Source organism: Janthinobacterium sp. SUN120 (assembly GCF_030397735.1).
Taxonomy (GTDB): Bacteria; Pseudomonadota; Gammaproteobacteria; order Burkholderiales; family Burkholderiaceae_D; genus Janthinobacterium; species Janthinobacterium kumbetense.
This window is the reverse complement of record NZ_JAPUBW010000001.1, coordinates 2,054,085-2,072,795: the sequence shown is the minus strand read 5'-3', so window position 1 is coordinate 2,072,795 and position 18,711 is coordinate 2,054,085. Positions and strand designations below refer to the sequence as shown.

General features: G+C 61.6%; 15 protein-coding genes. 12 read left to right on the top strand and 3 right to left on the bottom strand.

Annotated features, from left to right (window positions below; translation table 11 throughout):
- Window positions 1-155: 155 nt before the first annotated feature.
- From O0879_RS09095 to O0879_RS09080, 4 genes are all read left to right on the top strand, one after another.
- Window positions 156-2,768, top strand: a complete 2,613-nt coding sequence (locus O0879_RS09095) for a DUF349 domain-containing protein (protein ID WP_289916041.1) — start codon at window positions 156-158, stop codon at window positions 2,766-2,768.
- The gene (moaE, locus tag O0879_RS09090) at window positions 2,765-3,238 is read left to right on the top strand and encodes a molybdopterin synthase catalytic subunit MoaE (protein ID WP_251351802.1); all 474 of its coding nucleotides are present in this window, start codon (window positions 2,765-2,767) and stop codon (window positions 3,236-3,238) included. Before O0879_RS09095 ends, moaE begins: the two co-directional genes overlap by 4 nt.
- Window positions 3,239-3,359: 121 nt before the next feature.
- Window positions 3,360-5,966, top strand: coding sequence for an ATP-dependent chaperone ClpB (clpB, locus tag O0879_RS09085; RefSeq protein WP_289916038.1), 2,607 nt, complete (start codon window positions 3,360-3,362; stop codon window positions 5,964-5,966).
- 114 nt (window positions 5,967-6,080) lie between these two features.
- Window positions 6,081-7,202 carry a polyamine ABC transporter substrate-binding protein gene (locus tag O0879_RS09080; RefSeq protein ID WP_289916036.1) on the top strand — a complete coding sequence of 374 codons (1,122 nt, stop codon included), beginning with the start codon at window positions 6,081-6,083 and terminating at the stop codon, window positions 7,200-7,202.
- Window positions 7,203-7,409: 207 nt separating this feature from the next.
- On the opposite strand, the gene O0879_RS09075 is transcribed toward O0879_RS09080, so the two are convergent.
- The 3 genes from O0879_RS09075 to ppk1 form a co-directional block, all read right to left on the bottom strand.
- A complete protein-coding gene (locus tag O0879_RS09075; RefSeq protein WP_257218666.1) occupies window positions 7,410-7,535 on the bottom strand; it encodes a hypothetical protein in 126 nt (41 codons plus the stop codon).
- A gap of 298 nt (window positions 7,536-7,833) precedes the next feature.
- Window positions 7,834-8,292 carry a phosphohistidine phosphatase SixA gene (gene sixA / locus O0879_RS09070; protein ID WP_070254143.1) on the bottom strand — a complete coding sequence of 153 codons (459 nt, stop codon included), beginning with the start codon at window positions 8,290-8,292 and terminating at the stop codon, window positions 7,834-7,836.
- A 25-nt stretch (window positions 8,293-8,317) separates the two neighbouring features.
- The gene (gene ppk1 / locus O0879_RS09065) at window positions 8,318-10,411 is read right to left on the bottom strand and encodes a polyphosphate kinase 1 (RefSeq protein WP_099664711.1); all 2,094 of its coding nucleotides are present in this window, start codon (window positions 10,409-10,411) and stop codon (window positions 8,318-8,320) included.
- A gap of 271 nt (window positions 10,412-10,682) precedes the next feature.
- Here ppk1 and pstS point away from each other — a divergent pair, with 271 nt between their 5' ends.
- The 8 genes from pstS to senA all read left to right on the top strand — a co-directional run bounded on the left by pstS (window position 10,683) and on the right by senA (window position 18,681).
- On the top strand, window positions 10,683-11,732 hold the full coding sequence (pstS, locus tag O0879_RS09060) for a phosphate ABC transporter substrate-binding protein PstS (RefSeq protein WP_152258496.1): 1,050 nt from the start codon (window positions 10,683-10,685) through the stop codon (window positions 11,730-11,732).
- 222 nt (window positions 11,733-11,954) lie between these two features.
- Window positions 11,955-12,926, top strand: coding sequence for a phosphate ABC transporter permease subunit PstC (gene pstC / locus O0879_RS09055; protein WP_152258497.1), 972 nt, complete (start codon window positions 11,955-11,957; stop codon window positions 12,924-12,926).
- Window positions 12,923-13,810 carry a phosphate ABC transporter permease PstA gene (gene pstA, locus O0879_RS09050; RefSeq protein ID WP_077402151.1) on the top strand — a complete coding sequence of 296 codons (888 nt, stop codon included), beginning with the start codon at window positions 12,923-12,925 and terminating at the stop codon, window positions 13,808-13,810. The genes pstC and pstA overlap by 4 nt, the downstream gene beginning before the upstream one ends.
- 26 nt (window positions 13,811-13,836) lie before the next feature.
- Window positions 13,837-14,631 (top strand): phosphate ABC transporter ATP-binding protein PstB, encoded by a 795-nt coding sequence (gene pstB / locus O0879_RS09045; RefSeq protein WP_029496304.1) that lies wholly within the window; start codon window positions 13,837-13,839, stop codon window positions 14,629-14,631.
- A gap of 48 nt (window positions 14,632-14,679) precedes the next feature.
- Window positions 14,680-15,390 carry a phosphate signaling complex protein PhoU gene (gene phoU / locus O0879_RS09040; protein ID WP_034778131.1) on the top strand — a complete coding sequence of 237 codons (711 nt, stop codon included), beginning with the start codon at window positions 14,680-14,682 and terminating at the stop codon, window positions 15,388-15,390.
- Window positions 15,391-15,395: 5 nt separating this feature from the next.
- Window positions 15,396-16,085, top strand: a complete 690-nt coding sequence (locus O0879_RS09035; RefSeq protein ID WP_034755074.1) for a response regulator — start codon at window positions 15,396-15,398, stop codon at window positions 16,083-16,085.
- Between the two features lie 11 nt (window positions 16,086-16,096).
- Window positions 16,097-17,413, top strand: a complete 1,317-nt coding sequence (phoR, locus tag O0879_RS09030) for a phosphate regulon sensor histidine kinase PhoR (protein WP_034778134.1) — start codon at window positions 16,097-16,099, stop codon at window positions 17,411-17,413.
- A 71-nt stretch (window positions 17,414-17,484) separates the two neighbouring features.
- Window positions 17,485-18,681 carry a selenoneine synthase SenA gene (gene senA, locus O0879_RS09025; RefSeq protein ID WP_289911801.1) on the top strand — a complete coding sequence of 399 codons (1,197 nt, stop codon included), beginning with the start codon at window positions 17,485-17,487 and terminating at the stop codon, window positions 18,679-18,681.
- Window positions 18,682-18,711 lie beyond the last annotated feature (30 nt).

Genomic DNA, 18,711 nt, shown 5'->3' with positions numbered 1-18,711 from the left:
GCAGTGTCTGCCGGAGGCGTTTTCGCGAGGGCGGCCGGCACACCGTCATAGGGCAAAAATCCAGGGAAAAGATTCGGGAAAGATTCGGAAAAGATTCGCTTTATTCATTTGATAACTTGTTCAGTCCTGTCCGATGCAATACCCCGGGCTTTGTTATGATGGTGGTTTTGATCCACGCGAAACCCGTCATGTTCGAATTTCTCTTCAAGCGTTCTGCCAGCAAGACTGCCGTACCCGACCCTGTCGTGGCAGAACAGGCCGCCGCCTCGGCGCAGAGCGCATCGCGCCGCGCCGAACAGGTGGCGCGTGCCCATGCCGTGGCTGGCGACGAGGCTGCCGCCTTTGAATTCATCGTGTCCAGCGAATTTGCCGATGCCCGTCTGATCGCGGCCGAACACGTCCACGCCTTGCCCCTGCTGGAAAAAGTCCACCACGCCATGCGCAACACGGACCGCCGCGTGGCCAAGCTGATGCAGGGCCGTATCGACCTGATCCGTCATCAGGCTGCCGAGACGCAACGCGCCCAGGCCAGCATCGACACGGCCCAGCGCCTGTTGAATGATGAAAAGCTCAGCCCGAATCAGGTAGCCGAACTGGACCGCCAATGGCAAGTCATCAAGGCCACGCCGGAACTGGCGACCGCCTTTGCTGCCGCGCGCGCCGCCCTGGCCGCCCGCCTGGAAGCGCAAGTGGTGTTGCAGCGCGCCGTGATCGACGCCGTCGCCGCTGCGCGCGCGCTGGCCAGCAATGGCCAGTCCGCCGGCGAGCTGGCGCAGGCGCTGGCCCGCCTGGACGGGGAACATGCGCAGCATGCGCAATCGCCCGAGCGCGGCTCCTTGCCGAAACACCTGGAAAGCGACTTCGCCCAGGCACGCGAGCAGGCGCAGTCCGCCTTGCAAGCCCTGCAGCAACACCAGGCCGTGTTCGACGCGCGCCAGGCCGCGCTGGCCGAATGGCAGGCGCAGGACGCCGCCACGCTCGACGTGGATACCCTGAAGCGCGCATGGCAAGCCCTGCCGCGCCTGCCCGAGTCGCCTTTGTCCGACAGCTTGCAGCAGCAATTTGCGGCCGTGCTGGCCAGCGCGCCGGCGCCCGTGCAGGCGGCAACGCCAGAGGCCGCACCAGCCCATGCGGACCCGGCGCCGCGCAAGCCGCGCGCGGAACACGCGCCCGTGTCGAAGGAAGCGACGGAACAGTTCTTCAAGGTGCTCGACGCCATGGAAGCGGCCTTGCAGGATGGCTTGCTGCACGTGGCTTCCGAGCATGACAAGACCTTGCGCGATAGCAAACACGGCCGTTTGACGCCTGCGCAAGCGGACCGCCTGGCCCATGTGCGCGGAGAATTCAAGCGCCTGGCCGACTGGGCGCGCTGGGGCGGCAACGTGTCGCGCGAGGAATTGGTCAAGGCGGGCGAGGAATTGCCGGCGCAGGAACTCCCAATGGCCGAGCTGGCCAAGAAAGTGGGCAGCCTGCGCGAGCGCTGGAAGTCGCTCGATACCTTGTCCGGCCCGGCGCCGAAATCCCTGTGGGAACGTTTCGACGCTGCCTGCAGCCTCGCGTATGCGCCGGCGGCCCAGCATTTCAAGCAATTGGCCGAAGAGCGCCACGGCAATGCGGCCAAGGCCCAGGAACTGATCGCGGAAACGGCGGCCCTGGCTGCCGAAGAAAGTACCGACTGGAAACATGTCGCCTCCGCCTCGCAGCGCCTGCGCCAGGCCTGGACGCGCCTGGGCACCATCGACCGCAAGGAAAAGAAACGCCTGGATACGGAATTCGGCGCCGCGCTGGACGCCCTGTCGAAGCCGCTGGACACCCAGCGCCAGATCGAGACGGCGCGCCGCGAACAATTGATCGTCGAAGTGGGCTTGCTCAAGCCATCGGAGCGCAACACGGTCGACATGCTGAAAGCCTTGCAGGATAAATGGCAGGAACTGGCGAAAGCCCTGCCGCTGGAACGCCGCGCGGAACAGGCGCTGTGGCAGCGTTTCCGTGCCGCCTGCGACGATATCTTCGCCAAGCGCAAGGAAACGGCCCACGCGGCCGACCACGAGCGCCGCGAACACCTGCATGCGCGCGAAGCGCTGTGCGCCGCGCTGGAAACGGCCGTCGTGCCCGAGGGCGACGACAAGTCCCGCACGGCCTTCATCCATCACTTGCTGCGCGACACGCGCGCCGCCTGGAACGCCACGGGCCCCGTGCCGCGCGCCAGCGAAGCGAAGATCGAGCAGCGCTACCACGCGGCCGTCGCCGGCGTGCAGGCGCAAGCGGACGCCATCGCCGAACGGGCCGGCGCGGCCCAGGCCAACGCCTTGCGCGACAAGCTGCGCCTGGTGCAATCGCTGGAAGCGTCGCTGGCCGAGGGCGGCGCCGATGCCGACGCGTCAGCGTGGAGCGAGCGCTGGAGCGCCTTGCCGCCGCTCGACACGCAATATGAACGCAGCCTGCTGCAGCGCTTTGCCGCTGCCCAGGCCGCGCTGGGCGAGGGCGCTGCCGCCTACGTGCAGCAATTGCAGGCCAACGAGGCCCGCTTGCTCGAAGAAGTCTTGCGCCTGGAAATCGTCGCCGGCGTCGACAGCGGCGCCGAATTTGCCCGCGACCGCCTGAAAATGCAGGTGGAAGTGCTGCAATCGTCGCTGAAATCGGGCCAGAAGCCGCTCACGCAAGTGTCGCAGCTGATGCAGCTGTGCGCGATTGCCGCCGCCACCGATGCGCGCACGGCCAGCCGCATCGAAACCTTGCTGCGCCGTATCGGAGGGCATGCCAAATGAGTACCAGCGTCCGCGTCCAGCAAGCTGATTTTGACTTGAGTCAAGAAATCGCACAATTGCGTGCAGGCAACCCCAAGGTGGGCGCCGTCGTCGGCTTTGTCGGCACGGTGCGCGACATGAACGAGGGGCTGGACGTGGCCGCCATGGAGCTCGAGCATTATCCGGGCATGACGGAAAAGTCCATTGTAGCCATCGTCGAGCAGGCGCGCGCGCGCTGGCCCCTGTCGGGCGCGCTGGTGATCCACCGCGTGGGGCCGCTGCTGCCGCAGGAACAGATCGTGCTGGTGGCCGTCTCGTCCGCCCACCGGGGCGAGGCCTTTGCCGCCTGCGAGTTCATTATCGACTACCTGAAGACGGAAGCGCCGTTCTGGAAGAAGGAAGACACGCCCGAAGGGGCGCGCTGGGTCGATGCGCGCGACAGCGACGAGACGGCGCTGGACAAATGGGCGACAAAAGCAAGCACCATTTGAATCGTATCTGCCGCGCACGCTAGCATTTGCCCAAATGCAGCGGTTTTCTGCTTTGTGTATGCTTGAAAAGTACTGCCTCACCCCAATTTGGTTAACAACTAATTAACCGGGAGCGCTTTTCATGCGACAAGACAAACTCACTACCAAATTACAGGAAGCCCTGGCCGATGCGCAAAGCTTGGCCGTGGGCAACGACAATCCCTATATCGAACCAGTCCACCTGCTGACGGCCCTGTTGAACCAGGACGACGGCGGCGCCCGTTCGCTCTTGCAGCGGGCCGGCGTCAACGTGGGCGGCCTGTCCAAGGCCCTGGGCGCATCCATCGAACGCTTGCCGAAGGTGTCGGGCACGGGAGGCGACGTGCAGGTCAGCCGCGAATTCGTGGCTCTGCTGAACCTGGCCGACAAGGAATCGCAGAAGGCGGGCGACCAGTTCGTGTCCAGCGAAATGGTCTTGCTGGCCATGACGGACGACAAATCCGACTGCGGCAAGCTGGCGCGCGAAAACGGCCTGACCCGCAAGGCGCTGGAAGCGGCCATCGAGGCTGTGCGCGGCGGCAACAAGGTTGATTCGCAAGAGGCCGAAGGCCAGCGCGAAGCCTTGAAAAAATACACGCTGGACCTGACGGAGCGGGCGCGCAAGGGCAAGCTCGACCCTGTGATCGGCCGCGACGATGAAATTCGCCGCACCATCCAGATCCTGCAGCGCCGCAGCAAGAACAACCCCGTGCTGATCGGCGAACCGGGCGTGGGCAAGACGGCCATCGTCGAAGGCCTGGCGCAGCGCATCGTCAACGGCGAAGTGCCGGAATCGCTGAAAGGCAAGCGCGTACTGTCGCTGGACATGGCCGCCTTGCTGGCTGGCGCGAAGTTCCGTGGCGAATTCGAGGAGCGCCTGAAATCCGTGCTGAAGGAACTGGCCATGGATGAAGGGCAAACCATCGTCTTCATCGATGAAATGCACACCATGGTGGGCGCGGGCAAGGCCGAAGGCGCGATGGATGCCGGCAATATGCTGAAACCGGCGCTGGCGCGCGGCGAGCTGCATTGCGTGGGCGCGACCACCCTCGACGAGTACCGCAAGTACATCGAGAAGGATGCCGCGCTGGAACGCCGCTTCCAGAAAGTGCTCGTCGACGAACCGACCGTGGAGGCGACGATCGCCATCCTGCGCGGCTTGCAGGATAAATATGCGCTGCACCACAAGGTGGAAATCACGGACGCGGCCATCATCGCCGCCGCCGAGCTGTCGCACCGCTATATCACGGACCGTTTCCTGCCCGACAAGGCGATCGACCTGATCGATGAAGCGGCGGCGAAGATCAAGATCGAGATCGATTCCAAGCCGGAAGTGATGGACAAGCTGGAACGCCGTTTGATCCAGCTCAAGATCGAGCGCGAAGCCGTCAAGAAGGAAAAGGACGAAGCGTCGTTGCGCCGCCTGGCCTTGATCGAGGAAGAGATCGTCAAGCTGCAGCGCGAATACAATGACTTCGAGGAAATCCTGAAGGCGGAAAAAGCCGTGGTGCAGGGCAGCACGCACATCAAGGAAGAGATCGAGCACGTCAAGCTGCAGATGGAGCAGGCCACGCGCGAGAGCAACTGGCAGAAAGTGTCGGAATTGCAATACGGCAAGCTGCCGCAGCTGGAAGCCCAGCTCAAGCAGGCTGACAGCGGCATCCCGAAAATCGATCCCGACCAGCCGAAGCTGCTGCGCACGGAAGTGGGCGCCGAGGAAATCGCCGAAGTGGTGTCGCGCGCGACGGGTATCCCCGTGTCGCGCATGATGCAGGGCGAACGCGACAAGCTGCTGCACATCGAAGAGAAGCTGCACGAGCGCGTCGTGGGCCAGGATGAAGCGATCACGGCCGTGGCTGACGCCATCCGCCGCTCGCGCGCCGGCCTCTCCGACCCGAACCGTCCCTATGGTTCCTTCATGTTCCTGGGACCGACGGGCGTGGGCAAGACCGAGTTGAGCAAGGCGCTGGCGACCTTCCTGTTCGATACGGAAGAATCGATGATCCGCATCGATATGAGCGAGTTCATGGAGAAGCATTCCGTGGCCCGTCTGATCGGCGCGCCGCCGGGCTACGTGGGCTACGACGAGGGCGGCTACCTGACGGAAGCCGTGCGCCGCAAGCCGTACAGCGTGATCCTGCTCGACGAAGTGGAAAAGGCGCATGCCGACGTCTTCAACGTGCTGCTGCAAGTGCTCGACGATGGACGCATGACGGATGGCCAGGGCCGCACGGTGGACTTCAAGAATACCGTCATCATCATGACCTCGAACCTGGGTTCGCATAAAATCCAGGCCATGGAAAGCGATGATCCCGGTGTCGTGAAGCTGGCCGTGATGGCCGAGGTACGCTCGCACTTCCGTCCCGAGTTCGTCAACCGTATCGACGAAATCGTCGTGTTCCACGGCCTCGACGAGAAAAACATCGGCGCGATCGCGAAGATCCAGCTGAAGATCCTCGAAGAACGCCTGGCGCGCATGGACATGGCGCTGAGCTTGACGGACGCGGCCTTGCAGCAGATCGCCGAAGCGGGCTACGACCCGGTGTATGGCGCCCGTCCGCTGAAGCGGGCGATCCAGCAGCAGATCGAAAATCCGCTGTCGAAGCTGATTCTGGAAGGCAAGTTTGGCCCGAAAGACGAAATCCGCATCGACGCCCAGAACGGCAACCTCGTGTTTACGGGGGCGCAAGTGGGGCTGGACAAGGTGTAATGTTGCTTGGGGTCTGACCCCGGCAGTGAAAGCAGGGCGGTATCAGGCTAGACCTGATGCCGCCCTTCTTGTTATGATCGGCACTATTTTCTGACTAATTCCGGAGGCGGTACGATGGCAAACACATGGCAAGCAGGGCGGCGCATTGGAGTGGGACTGACCTTGGCGGCGGCCGTACTGGCCTTGCCTGGCCAAGCTCAGGCTCAGGAAGAAAAGGTTCTGAACATCTATAACTGGTCGGACTATATCGGTGACGATACGATCAAGAATTTTGAAAAGGAAACGGGCATCAAGGTACGCTACGACGTTTTCGACAATAACGAAATCCTCAATGCGAAACTGGTGGCGGGCAAGTCCGGCTACGACATCGTCGTGCCGACGGCCCAGTGGGCGCGCCTGCAGATCGATGCGGGCCTGTTGCGCAAGCTCGACAAGAGCAAGCTGACGAATCTGGGCAACCTGGACCAGAACCTGCAGGCCAAGCTGTCGAAGATCGACCCGAACAACGATTACCTGGTCGACTGGCTGTGGGGTTACACGACGGTGGGCATCAATGTCAACAAGGTCAAGGCCGCGCTGGGCGGCATGCCCATGCCTGACAACGCCTGGGACTTGATCTTCGACCCGAAATACGCGGCGAAGCTGAAATCGTGCGGCGTGTCCTTCCTCGACTCGCCGTCGGAAGTGCTGCCGGCCGCCCTGCAATACCTGGGCAAGCCCGCGTACTCGAAAGCGGCTGCCGATTACCAGGAAGCGGGCAAGGTGCTGCAGGCGATCCGTCCCTACGTGACCCTGTTCAGCTCATCCGGCTACATCAACGACATGGCCAACGGTTCCGTCTGTGTCGCGCTGGGCTGGTCGGGCGACATCAATATCGCGCGCCAGCGCGCCATCGATGCGAAAAACGGCAATGTGATCCAGGTGCTGGTGCCGAAGACGGCCGCCCTGATGTTCGATACCATGTCCATCCCCGCCGACGCGCCCCATCCGACCAACGCGCACCTGTTCATCAACTACATTTTGCGCCCGCAAGTGCATGCCAGCCTGAGCAACAAGGTGTTTTACGCGAATCCGAATCCGGCCAGCATCAAATATGTGCGCAAGGACATCGGTGAAAACAAGGCCATCTTCCTGTCGGACGCCGACAAGCAGCGCATGGCCGCACCGGAAGCGACCACGGCCGATATCCGCCGCTTGATGACGCGTATCTATACGAAGTTCAAGACGGGAGTGTAAAGTACTAGCTCCCTACAAAACTGTAGCGAGCGGAAGGGAGTTGTGATCGAGAAGCGGAACTGTGCTGTGCACGGGGCCGCCGAGGCAGTGAGCATCGCAGATTGCAAATCGCGACGCGCAGTAAGTTTTGTGGGGAGATACAAGGATGGCGCGAGGGACGGGCCTGTAGGCCGTCGCTGGCGCCATGCGATATTGCCGAGGCGAACACTACTCGTGGTAGCGATCCATCAGCTTGTGGTGACTGCCGCGCATTTCTTCGATCAGTTCAAAGGCGACGAAGCCGATGATGGCGGCGAAGATGGCGATGAAGAGAAAAACGACGAAGGTTAACATGGTCTTTCAGCCGCCGTTGGACGGCTGTCCGCTGGGTTGCTCAATGTGCCAGAGCAGCGCTCCAACACGTAGTTGATGCAATTAAACTCTAGCAGATCGGCAGCGCTTTACAAGGCCGCCGAGTTGTAATTCCTGCTAGTATTTGTCCCAGCGCACTTTTTGTGCATTTTCTCTATTTCACCACCAGATCATGGGCCATCACGGCCTTCAGATATACACTGATGGGGGCGCCTGGTGCGCGCTGCGAGAACCCGTCCATCCTTGCGCTGGCCTTGCGCAGTTCCCTGCTCGAGCACCTTTATTTCACCACCAGATCGTGCGCCATCACGGCTTTCAGATAAACACTGATCGGGTCGCCTGGTTCGCGCTGCGAGAACCACCACGCGCTGGCCTTGCGCAGTTCCCATTCCTGCTCTTCTCCCGTCAATAGCAGGGCGGCGGCCTGGCCCAGGGTGGGCTGGTGGCCGACGATGAGCACAGTTTCCTTGCCGCCGGGCCAGTTGGCCGCTTTCAGGATATCTTCCGCCTCGGCGCCGGGCGCCAGTTCCGGCATCAGCTTGAACTTGCGCCCCAGCGCTTCCGCCGTTTGCAGGGTGCGCAGGGCGGGGCTGACGAGGATACGGCAATTTTCCGGTAGTTGCGAGGCCAGCCATTCCCCCATGCGGCGCGCCTGTTTCTGGCCTTTGACGGTCAGGGCGCGTTCGAGGTCGGGGACGCCCGGCTCGGCTTCTGCGTGTCGCCACAAGATGAGATCCATGCTGTGCTCCTCTGTGTAGAATTGCCTATTCGCCGACCTCCGCGCCCGGCGTGCCCAGTGAGTGCATCAAATACTGCTGGGCACTGAACGGCGTTTGCTTGCCGCGCGGCTTGCGGCGCGCGTAATGGCCCGTCGGCTCCAGTTCCCATGCATTGGTATTATCCTTCAAATACGGATTCAGGCCCTCGGCGATCACGCGCCGCTTCAGCGCCCGGTCCAGCACGGGGAAGGCCACTTCCACCCTGCGGAACAGGTTGCGGCTCATCCAGTCGGCGCTGGCCAGGTAGACATCGTGCGCCAGGTCGTTGCGGAAATAGTAAATGCGGCTATGTTCGAGGAAACGGCCGATCACGGAGCGCACCTTGATGTTTTCCGACAGGCCAGGCACGCCCGGCTTCAGAGTGCAGGCGCCGCGCACGATCAGGTCGATCTTCACGCCATCGGTCGAGGCCGCATACAGGGCGCGGATCACGGATTCATCCACCAGCGCGTTGACTTTCACGATGATGCGCCCGCGCCGGCCCGAACGGGCGATCTTCGCCTCGTTGCGGATAGCCTTGATGATCTCGCTTTGCAGGCCGAACGGCGCCAGCCACAAATGGTTCAGGTTGTGCGGCTTGGTCAGGCTGGTCAGGTGGATGAAGACTTCATTGACTTCCACGGCCAGGTCCTGGTTGGCCGTCAGCAAGCCGAAGTCCGTGTACAGCTTGGTTGTCGTGGGATGGTAGTTGCCGGTACCCAAGTGGGCGTAGAAGCGCAAGGAACCTTCTTCGCGGCGGATGACGAGCGCCACCTTGGCATGGGTTTTCAATCCCACGACGCCGTACACGACTTGCGCGCCGGCTTGCTCGAGCTTGTCGGCCCAGTTGATATTGGCTTCTTCGTCGAAACGCGCCATCAATTCCACGATGACGGTCACTTCCTTGCCCATCTTCGCCGCCGTAATGAGCGACTCCATCAGGTCCGAGTTCATGCCCGTGCGGTAAATCGTCTGCTTGATGGCGACGACGGATGGGTCGTAGGCGGCGCTGCGGATGAAGTCGATCACCGTCTGGAACGACTGGTAGGGGTGGTGCAGCAGGATGTCGTGCTTGGTCAGGGCGGCAAAGATGTCGTTGCCGATGGCTTTGTGCGCGAGACCGGGGAAGAACGGCGGGAAGCGCAGCTCGGGCTGCTTGACGTGGTCGATCATTTCTGACAGGCGCACCAGATTCACGGGGCCGTTGACGCGGTACAAACGGCTTTGATCCAGATTAAACTGGTCGAGCAGGAACTGCGACAATTCTGGCGGACAATTGCGCGCCACTTCCAGGCGCACGGAGGTGCCGAACTGGCGACCGACCAGCTCGCCCTTCAGGGCCTGGCGCAGATTCTTGACTTCATCCTCGTCCACCCACAGGTCGCTGTCGCGCGTGACCCGGAATTGCGAATAGGCAATCACCTCGCGTCCGGCGAACAAGTCCGAGATATGCGCATGGATGACGGAGGATAATAAACAGAAGGACACGCCGTCGCCGGAAATCTCGTCCGGCAGCTTGATGACGCGTGGCAAGACGCGGGGCGCCTTGACGATGGCGATCGCCGTGCCGCGGCCGAACGCATCCTTGCCGCTCAGCGAGACGATGAAATTGAGACTCTTGTTGACGACTTGCGGGAACGGGTGGGCCGGGTCGAGGCCGATCGGCGTCAGCAGGGGACGCACTTCGCGGTCGAAATATTCCTTCACCCACGCGCGCTGCGCCTCGTTGCGGTCGCTGTCGCGCAGCAGATGCACGCCCGCTTCGCGCAGGGCCGGCAAGACGTCGTTATTTAATATCTCGTACTGGCGTTCCACCAGCGCGTGGCACTCCTTGCCGATGCGCTCCAGGTTGGCCGCCAGGGCAGGGTGGCCGGCCAGCGAACCGCCGATGCTGCCGGCCGCCAGCAGGCTGGCCACGCGCACCTCGAAAAACTCATCCATATTACTGCTGACGATGCACAGGTAGCGCAGGCGCTCGAGCAGCGGAATGTTCGGATCTTCCGCCTGGGCCATCACGCGCCGGTTGAAAGTCAGTTGCGACAGCTCGCGGTCAAGCAGGATGCCCGATTTGGTCACTTCCGTGTGCAGTTCAGGTTTCATATTCTTTTGTCTTTGCAGATAGTTAATTCTAGCCGTATTTCATCATGTATGACGCGCTGTGAGTGTAATCATGAAATATGACGTAAGCGTGACATAAGCTGTCATAAAGCGTCGCCCGGCCTGTCATTTTTCATGCCGAAAAGGGGTATTCTCGGGGCGTAGCCAATTATTTCAGGATTTTTTACCCATGTCATAAAGCTGTCATATTCGCTTGCTAGACTGCGCAGCATTCAACCGGGACTTTGAGCCCTAACAACCCTGAGGACTTGATATGCAAATGAAGCAAATGTTCAAATTTATCGTCGTGGGTGCTTCGGCAGCGATGGCATTTTCTTCCGCTTCCGTCATGGCGGCAGATATGACAGGTGCTGGCGCAACCTTCCCGTACCCTATCTACGCCAAATGGGCTGAGACGTACAAAGCCAACACCGGCAACGGCCTGAACTACCAGTCCGTCGGTTCCGGCGCTGGCATCAAGCAAATCAAGGCCAAGACTGTTGAATTCGGCGCCTCGGACATGCCTTTGAAGGCAGAAGAGCTGGAAGAAGCGGGCCTGATGCAGTTCCCGGCCATCATGGGCGGCGTGGTCACCATCGTCAACCTGGACGGCGTCAAGCCAGGCCAGCTGAAGATGACGGGCAAGGTCGTTGCCGATATCTACCTGGGCAAGATCACCAAATGGAGCGCGCCGGAAATCGCCGCCCTGAACACGGGCGTCAAGCTGCCGGACACGGAAATCACCGTGGTGCACCGCGCCGACGGTTCTGGCACCTCGTTCCTGTTCACCGACTTCCTGTCGAAAACCAACCCGGAATTCAAATCGAAAATCGGTGCTGGCTCGGCTGTGAAATGGGCCGTGGGCGTGGGCGGCAAGGGTAACGAAGGCGTCGCCGCCAACGTGCAGCGTATCAAGGGTTCGATCGGCTACGTCGAGTGGGCTTACGCCAAGAAAAACAATATGTCGCACACCCAGCTGCAAAACAAGGACGGCAACTTCCTGCAGCCTGACGACGAAAACTTCAAGGCAGCAGCTGCTTCGGCACCTTGGACGCAAACCCCAGGCTTCGGCGTGGTTCTGACCGACCAGGCTGGCAAGAACAGCTGGCCTATCACGGGCGTGTCGTTCATCCTGATGCACAAAGTCCAGGCTGATGCAGGCAAAGCTAAAGAAGTCCTGAAATTCTTCGACTGGGCCTACAAAAACGGCGGCCCTGCTGCCGTCGAACTGGACTACGTGCCAATGCCGGCATCGGTCGTGAAACTGGTGCAGGAATCGTGGAAAGCCAACCTGAAAGACGCATCGGGCAAAGCCATCTACTAATTCGATAGCTTGACCAGATAAGTACCGATCCTTGTCCCCGCCAGCAGCACGGCGGGGCAGGGAGTTAGCCAGGACCGCCCGCAAGCCCTTGCAGACGGTCCTGGCTAAAGAAGCAACAATAAAACAAGAGTTCAAAATAGCGACACCGGCAGTACCACCCACATCTGGCACAATATGAGCGCACAATCTACCTCCTCCACGATCCCCATGCCAGGCGGCACCATGACCGATTCCATCAGTCACGCGCAAATGCTATCGACCATGCGCAAGCAGCGCATCCAGGATTTCCTGTTCCACAAGGTGACGATGCTGTTCGCCCTGTCGGTGCTGGTCGTCCTGGTCGGCATCATCATTTCGCTGATCATGGAATCGATACCGGCCTTCCAGACCTTCGGCCTGCACTTCATCGTTTCGGCCGAGTGGGATCCCGTCAATGACCAGTACGGCGCCCTGATCCCCATCATCGGCACCCTGGTGACGTCGATCATCGCCTTGCTGATCGCCTTTCCCGTCAGCTTCGGCATCGCCCTGTTCCTCACGGAAATCTGCCCGGCCTGGCTGCGTCGCCCGCTGGGCACGGCTGTCGAGCTGCTGGCCGGCGTGCCATCGATCATCTACGGCATCTGGGGCCTGTTTGTCTTCGCGCCCCTGTTTGCCGACCACGTCCAGCCGCTGCTGAAAGCCACCCTGGGCAACGTCCCCGTCATCGGCCAGCTGTTCAGCGGCCCCATGATGGGCATCGGCCTGCTGACGGCCGGCCTGGTGCTGGCCATCATGATCATCCCCTTCATCGCTTCCGTGATGCGCGACGTGTTCGAGATCGTTCCTGCCGTGCTGAAGGAATCCGCATACGGCCTGGGCTGCACGCGCTGGGAAGTGGTGCGCAAGATTGTCTTGCCTTACACCAAAACCGGCGTCGTCGGCGGCGTCATGCTGGGCCTGGGCCGCGCGCTGGGCGAGACCATGGCCGTCACCTTTGTGATCGGTAACGCGAACAAGCTGTCGTGGTCGCTGTTTGCTGCCGGTAACAGCATCACCTCCTTGCTGGCAAACGAATTCGGCGAAGCGCAATCGGCGCTGCACGTATCCTCGCTGTTCTCGCTGGCACTGATCCTGTTTGTCATCACCTTTATCGTCTTATCCGCCGCCAAGCTGATGCTGGCTGGCATGTCCCGCAAGGAAGGCACGAAATGAGCCAAGTAAGCACTCTCGACGTTCCGGCCAAGCCGGCCATGAACCCCGTCTACCGCAAGCGCCTGCTGATGCACCGCGTCGGCATCGCCCTGTCGGTGGCCGCCATGGCCCTGGGCCTGGCCGTGCTCGTGTGGATCCTGTTCACCCTGGTGATCAAGGGCTTTGGCGCCCTGTCCGTCGACCTGTTCACGCAAACGACGCCGGCTCCCGGCAGCGAAGGCGGCGGCCTGATCAATGCCATCGTCGGCAGCGCCCTGATGGTGGGCCTGGCAACGGTCGTCAGCACCCCGATCGGCATCCTGGCCGGCATCTACCTGGCCGAATACGGCGAAGAAAACAAGCTGGCGCAAGTGACGCGCTTCGTGACGGACATCATGCTGTCGGCCCCATCGATCGTCATCGGCCTGTTCGTGTATGCGCTGTACGTGGCCCACGTCAAGCATTTCTCCGGTTATGCGGGCGCCATCGCCCTGTCGCTGATCGCCGTGCCGGTGGTGGTGCGCACGACGGACAATATGCTGCGCCTGGTGCCGAACAGCCTGCTGGAAGCCGCGTTTGCCCTGGGCGCGCCGCGCTGGAAGGTCGCTACCCTGGTACGCTTGCGCGCCGTCAAGGCTGGCGTCATCACCGGCGTACTGCTGGCATTGGCCCGCATCGCCGGCGAAACGGCACCGCTGCTGTTCACGGCTCTGAATAACCAGTTCCAAAGCTTCAACATGAATGCGCCGATGGCCAACTTGCCGTCCGTCATCGCATCGTTTGCGATGAGCCCGTACGACAACTGGCGCTCGCTGGCCTGGGGCGGCGCACTGCTGATCACCTTCAGCGTGCTGGCCTTAAATATCCTGTCGCGCACCGTGTTCAGCCAAAAAGTCCCTAATTAAACAGATATCGAGCGAAGCGAACCCAAATGAATACGCAAATGAATCCAGCACAAGACCTGGCACCAAAGAAAAAAACCATCGAGATTTCGGGCCTGAACTTTTTTTACGGCAAAACGCAAAGCTTGCATAACGTCAACCTGGACATCCACGAGAAAAAGGTCACGGCCTTCATCGGCCCGTCCGGTTGCGGCAAGTCGACCCTGCTGCGCACCTTGAACCGCATGTATGACCTGTATCCGGGCCAGCGCGCGGAAGGCTCGATCCTGTACCGCGGCCGCAACGTGCTCGACGCCGACCAGGACGTCAACATGCTGCGCGCCAAGGTCGGCATGGTGTTCCAGAAGCCGACGCCGTTCCCCATGTCCGTGTACGACAATATCGCCTTCGGCGTGCGCCTGTATGAAGACCTGTCGAAGGGCGAGATGGACGAGCGCGTCGAGTGGGCCCTGAAAAAGGCCGCGCTGTGGGGCGAAGTCAAGGATAAGCTGAGCAAGAGCGGCCTGTCGCTGTCGGGCGGCCAGCAGCAGCGTTTGTGCATCGCGCGCGGTGTGGCCGTGAAGCCGGACGTCTTGCTGCTCGACGAGCCGACCTCGGCGCTGGACCCGATCTCGACCTCGAAAGTGGAAGAGCTGATCAGCGAATTGAAACAGGATTACACGATCGCCATCGTGACGCACAATATGCAGCAGGCGGCGCGCTGCTCCGACTACACGGCCTATATGTACCTGGGCGAGCTGGTGGAATTCGGCGAAACGGACCAGATCTTCATGAATCCGGCCCGCAAGGAAACGCAGGATTACATCACGGGCCGCTTCGGCTGATCCACCGCGCACCGCTATATACAAGACAACTGAATACGGAGAGACAGCATGATAGGCGAACATTCATCCAAGCAGTACGACAACGAACTCGAAGCGATCCGCTCGAAAGTGCTCCTGATGGGCGGCATCGTTGAAACCCAGTTCCTCGACGCGATGACGTGCTTCCGCATCGGCAATCCGGAACGCGCCGACCGCGTGATGCGCGAAGACGACGTCGTCAACCAGCTGGAAGTGTCGCTGGACGATGCCTGCAGCCATCTGATCGTGCGCCGCCAGCCGGCCGCCAACGACTTGCGCACCATCATGGCCACCATCAAGGTGATCACCGACCTCGAGCGCGTAGGCGACGAGGCGACAAAAATCGCCCGCGTGGCGAAGAATCTGCACAAGCGGGGCAACGGCGTCGTCAACCATTACGAAATGGTGCGCGGCATTGCCAACACGGCCACCGACATGCTGCACGATGCGCTCGACGCATTCGCGCGCAACGATGGCAAGCAAGCCTTACAATTAATTGCACAAGATGCCATCATCGACCACGAGTTTCGGTCTATCATGCGCAACTTGATAACCTTTATGATGGAAGACCCGCGCACGATTTCGGCGGCGCTCGATACCCTGTGGGTGGCCAAGGCCATCGAACGGATCGGCGACCATGCGAAAAACATCGCCGAATACGTGATTTACGTGGTTGAAGGCAAGGACATCCGCCACACCAAGGTGGCTGCTCCCGCCATTTCCGAGGAGCTCCCTGAGTAAGCTTTATGGCATCTGATAAAACCACGGTATTGATTGTTGAAGATGAGCCGGCCATCGTTGAACTGGTGACCTATTCGCTGCGCGAATCCGGCTGGAATTGCTGTTCTGTACAAAACGTCGCCGATGCCTGGGAATTCATCCAGCACCGCACGCCGCACCTGATCCTGCTGGACTGGATGCTGCCGGACCAGACGGGCTTGCGCCTGCTGTCGCGCATCCGCGCCGACCGCAATTTCGCCGCCATCCCCGTCATCATGCTCACCGCCAAGAGCATGGAAGAAGACAAGCTGGCCGGCTTGAACAGCGGGGCCGACGATTACGTCACCAAGCCGTTCTCGCCGCGCGAGCTGCTGGCCCGCGCCAAGGCCTTGCTGCGACGCAAGAGTCCGGAACACGCGCAGGCGCCCATGCGCGCCGGCAACGTGGCCCTGGACCCCGTCAGCTGCACCGTGATGATGGATGAACAGAAGATCGATATCGGCCATGCCGAATACAAGCTGCTGAAATTCCTGCTGGCCCATCCGGAACGCGTGTTTTCGCGCAGCCAGCTGCTCGACAAGGTGTGGGGCGACCATGTGGTGATCGAGGAACGCACGGTCGATGTCCACGTATTGCGCTTGCGCAAAGCCTTGAAAGAGGCGGAAAGCCTGATCAAGACGGTGCGCAGCGTCGGCTACATGTTGTCTGAAAAGTAAAGTTTGACTCTATGAATCCGAAATTGCTGTTCTGGGTACCGGCCGCCCTGCGCATGGTGCTGGCGCTGCTGGGCGTGGCCGTCGTCTGGTATCTGTTTGGCGCCACGTATGCGCTGGGCATCGCCTTCGTGCTGATGGCCATGATGGTGTTCGTGCAGCTGTCGTATCTGTTCCAGCTGAGTAACTGGCTGGACAATCCGCAAAGCGCCAAGCTGCCCGATGGCTGGGGCGCCTGGACCAGCATTTTCGCGCGCCTGTACCGCATGCGCCGCGACGACGAGAAAAACCAGGCAGAGCTGACGGAATGGCTGGCACGTTTCCGCCAGGCCATGCACCTGCTGCCCGACGGCGTCGTCATCATGGATGACGTGCTGTTCCTCGAATGGTGCAATCCTGCCGCCGAGAAACATCTGGGTCTCACGCACGAGCGCGACAAGGGCATGCGCGTGACGAACCTGATCCGCAGCCCCGAGTTCATGGATTACATCATCCTGGGCCGCTACGACCAGCCGCTGACGATCACCTTCCGCAACCGCAAGCTGATCGTGCAGATCATTCCATTTGAAAACCGCCGCCAGATTCTCGTCACGCACGATGTGACGGAGACGGAACGCATCGAAATGATGCGCCGCGACTTCATCGCCAACGCCTCGCACGAATTGCGCACGCCGCTGACCGTCATCGTCGGCTTCCTGGAAATCGCCTCCGCCGAACTGGACCTGGACGCCGCCACGCGCGCCGCCCACCTCAAGCTGATGACGGAGCAGGGCCACCGCATGCAGCATCTGATCGAGGACATGCTGACCCTGTCGCGCCTGGAATCGGTCGACTATCCGCTGCGTCCCGAACCGGTGGATATCAAGAAACTCATGCAGCAAGTCTTGCGCGACGCCAAAGGTTTGTCGGCCGGCAAGCATGAAGTGACCATGGAATGCAACGGTCCCGACGTGCTGGGCAGCTACGACGAGCTGTATAGCGCGTTTGGCAACCTGGCTTCGAACGCCGTGCGCTACACGCCGGCCGGCGGCACCATCACCCTGCGCTGGCAGGATGGCCCGGCCGGACCGCAATTCATCGCGCAAGATACGGGCATCGGCATCAGCCAGGAACATATTTCGCGCCTGACGGAACGTTTCTACCGCGTCGACAAGAGCCGTTCGCGCGAAACCCAGGGCACGGGCCTGGGCCTGGCCATCGTCAAGCACGTGTTGCTGCGCCATGGCGGGACGTTGGCCATCCAGTCCGTGGCCGACAAGGGCAGCAGTTTTATTGTCAGCATGCCAAAATCGGTCGTCACGCCGCTGCAGGGCGAGCTGCTGGTCAAGTAGGGCGGGGGCATGGCCCCCCATGTTTCCTGCGCGACTAGTGCAAGGTTGGCATAAGTCGTTACAATCAGGCCATGACTTTAATCAACGCCTCTTTTCGCCACGCCGGCGCGCAGCAACTGGCCCAGTCGCTGCAGGCCGCGCGCCAGGATACGCTTTCCCTGTTCGACTGTTATGTTACTGCCGGCCTGGACGTGGTGGCCGGCATGCCGCGCCATTCGCGGCTCACGCCGCCCCTCTGGCAACTTGCGCAGATCGCCTGGTTTGCCGAATGGTTCATCTTGCGCGAAGCCGCTACCAGCCATCCGGCCGACGCCATTTATAACTCCCTGCTGACGCGTGGCGACGACTTGTTCGACGCCAACATGGTGGAGCACCGCGCGCGCTGGAAGCTGGAATTGCCCAGTCCGGGCGCCGTGAAGACGTATTGCCGCGAAGTACTCGACCGGGTGCTGGACAAACTCTCGCGCGAAGCCAATGTCGACAGCGCCCTGGCGCCGTACCGGCTGGCCCTGGCGCATGAAGACTTGTGCGGCGAAGAAATGCTGGCCGGTTTGCAATGGCTGGGGCTGGAAGCACCGGAATCCCTGTCGGCCAGCCCGGCCTTGCCGCCGGGCGCGGGCGAGATCGCGTTTCCTGGGGGCACCATCGAACTGGGCTCGCCGCGCGGGGCCGGTTTTGCCTTCGACAATGAATCGCCGCCCTACAGTTGCTACGTGGCGCCGTTTTCCATCGATGCCTGCGCCGTATCCAACGCCCAGTATGCCGATTTTGTCGCGGATGGCGGCTACCAGAACCGCCAGTTCTGGAGCGCTGCCGGCAGCGCCTGGCTGATGCAGCAGGAGCGCTCGTCGCCCCTGTACTGGCTGCGCGAAGCGACACAGTGGCGCACCATGCGTTTCGGCCAGCGCACGACCTTGCCGCCGAACGAAGCCGTGCGCCACATCAACCTGTTTGAAGCGCAGGCGTACTGCGCCTGGGCGGGGCGCCGCCTGGCGACCGAGGCGGAATGGGAGTATGCTGCGCTGTCCGGCCATCCGCGCTTTCACTGGGGCCAGGTGTGGGAGTGGACGGCGACGCCGTTCGAGCCGTATCCGGGCTTTGCGGTGGACGCCTGGCGCGAATATTCCGCGCCGTATTTCATGCAGCACCAGGTGCTGCGCGGCGCCGCCTTCGCCACGCCGCCGCGCCTGCATTCGGCCCGCATGCGCGCCTTCCACGCGCCCGAGCGGGGCGACGTCTTTGCCGGCTTGCGCACCTGCGCCTGGTAAGTCCTGGGACAGCCAGCCGCTACCCTTTTC

Bases quoted from the DNA above. Each gene is read 5' to 3' on its own strand.
- O0879_RS09095 (WP_289916041.1), top strand. From the start codon at position 156: ATGATGGTGGTTTTGATCCACGCGAAACCCGTCATGTTCGAATTTCTC.
- moaE (WP_251351802.1), top strand. From the start codon at position 2,765: ATGAGTACCAGCGTCCGCGTCCAGCAAGCTGATTTTGACTTGAGTCAA.
- clpB (WP_289916038.1), top strand. From the start codon at position 3,360: ATGCGACAAGACAAACTCACTACCAAATTACAGGAAGCCCTGGCCGAT.
- O0879_RS09080 (WP_289916036.1), top strand. From the start codon at position 6,081: ATGGCAAACACATGGCAAGCAGGGCGGCGCATTGGAGTGGGACTGACC.
- O0879_RS09075 (WP_257218666.1), bottom strand. From the start codon at position 7,535: ATGTTAACCTTCGTCGTTTTTCTCTTCATCGCCATCTTCGCCGCCATC.
- sixA (WP_070254143.1), bottom strand. From the start codon at position 8,292: ATGGATCTCATCTTGTGGCGACACGCAGAAGCCGAGCCGGGCGTCCCC.
- ppk1 (WP_099664711.1), bottom strand. From the start codon at position 10,411: ATGAAACCTGAACTGCACACGGAAGTGACCAAATCGGGCATCCTGCTT.
- pstS (WP_152258496.1), top strand. From the start codon at position 10,683: ATGCAAATGAAGCAAATGTTCAAATTTATCGTCGTGGGTGCTTCGGCA.
- pstC (WP_152258497.1), top strand. From the start codon at position 11,955: ATGACCGATTCCATCAGTCACGCGCAAATGCTATCGACCATGCGCAAG.
- pstA (WP_077402151.1), top strand. From the start codon at position 12,923: ATGAGCCAAGTAAGCACTCTCGACGTTCCGGCCAAGCCGGCCATGAAC.
- pstB (WP_029496304.1), top strand. From the start codon at position 13,837: ATGAATACGCAAATGAATCCAGCACAAGACCTGGCACCAAAGAAAAAA.
- phoU (WP_034778131.1), top strand. From the start codon at position 14,680: ATGATAGGCGAACATTCATCCAAGCAGTACGACAACGAACTCGAAGCG.
- O0879_RS09035 (WP_034755074.1), top strand. From the start codon at position 15,396: ATGGCATCTGATAAAACCACGGTATTGATTGTTGAAGATGAGCCGGCC.
- phoR (WP_034778134.1), top strand. From the start codon at position 16,097: ATGAATCCGAAATTGCTGTTCTGGGTACCGGCCGCCCTGCGCATGGTG.
- senA (WP_289911801.1), top strand. From the start codon at position 17,485: ATGACTTTAATCAACGCCTCTTTTCGCCACGCCGGCGCGCAGCAACTG.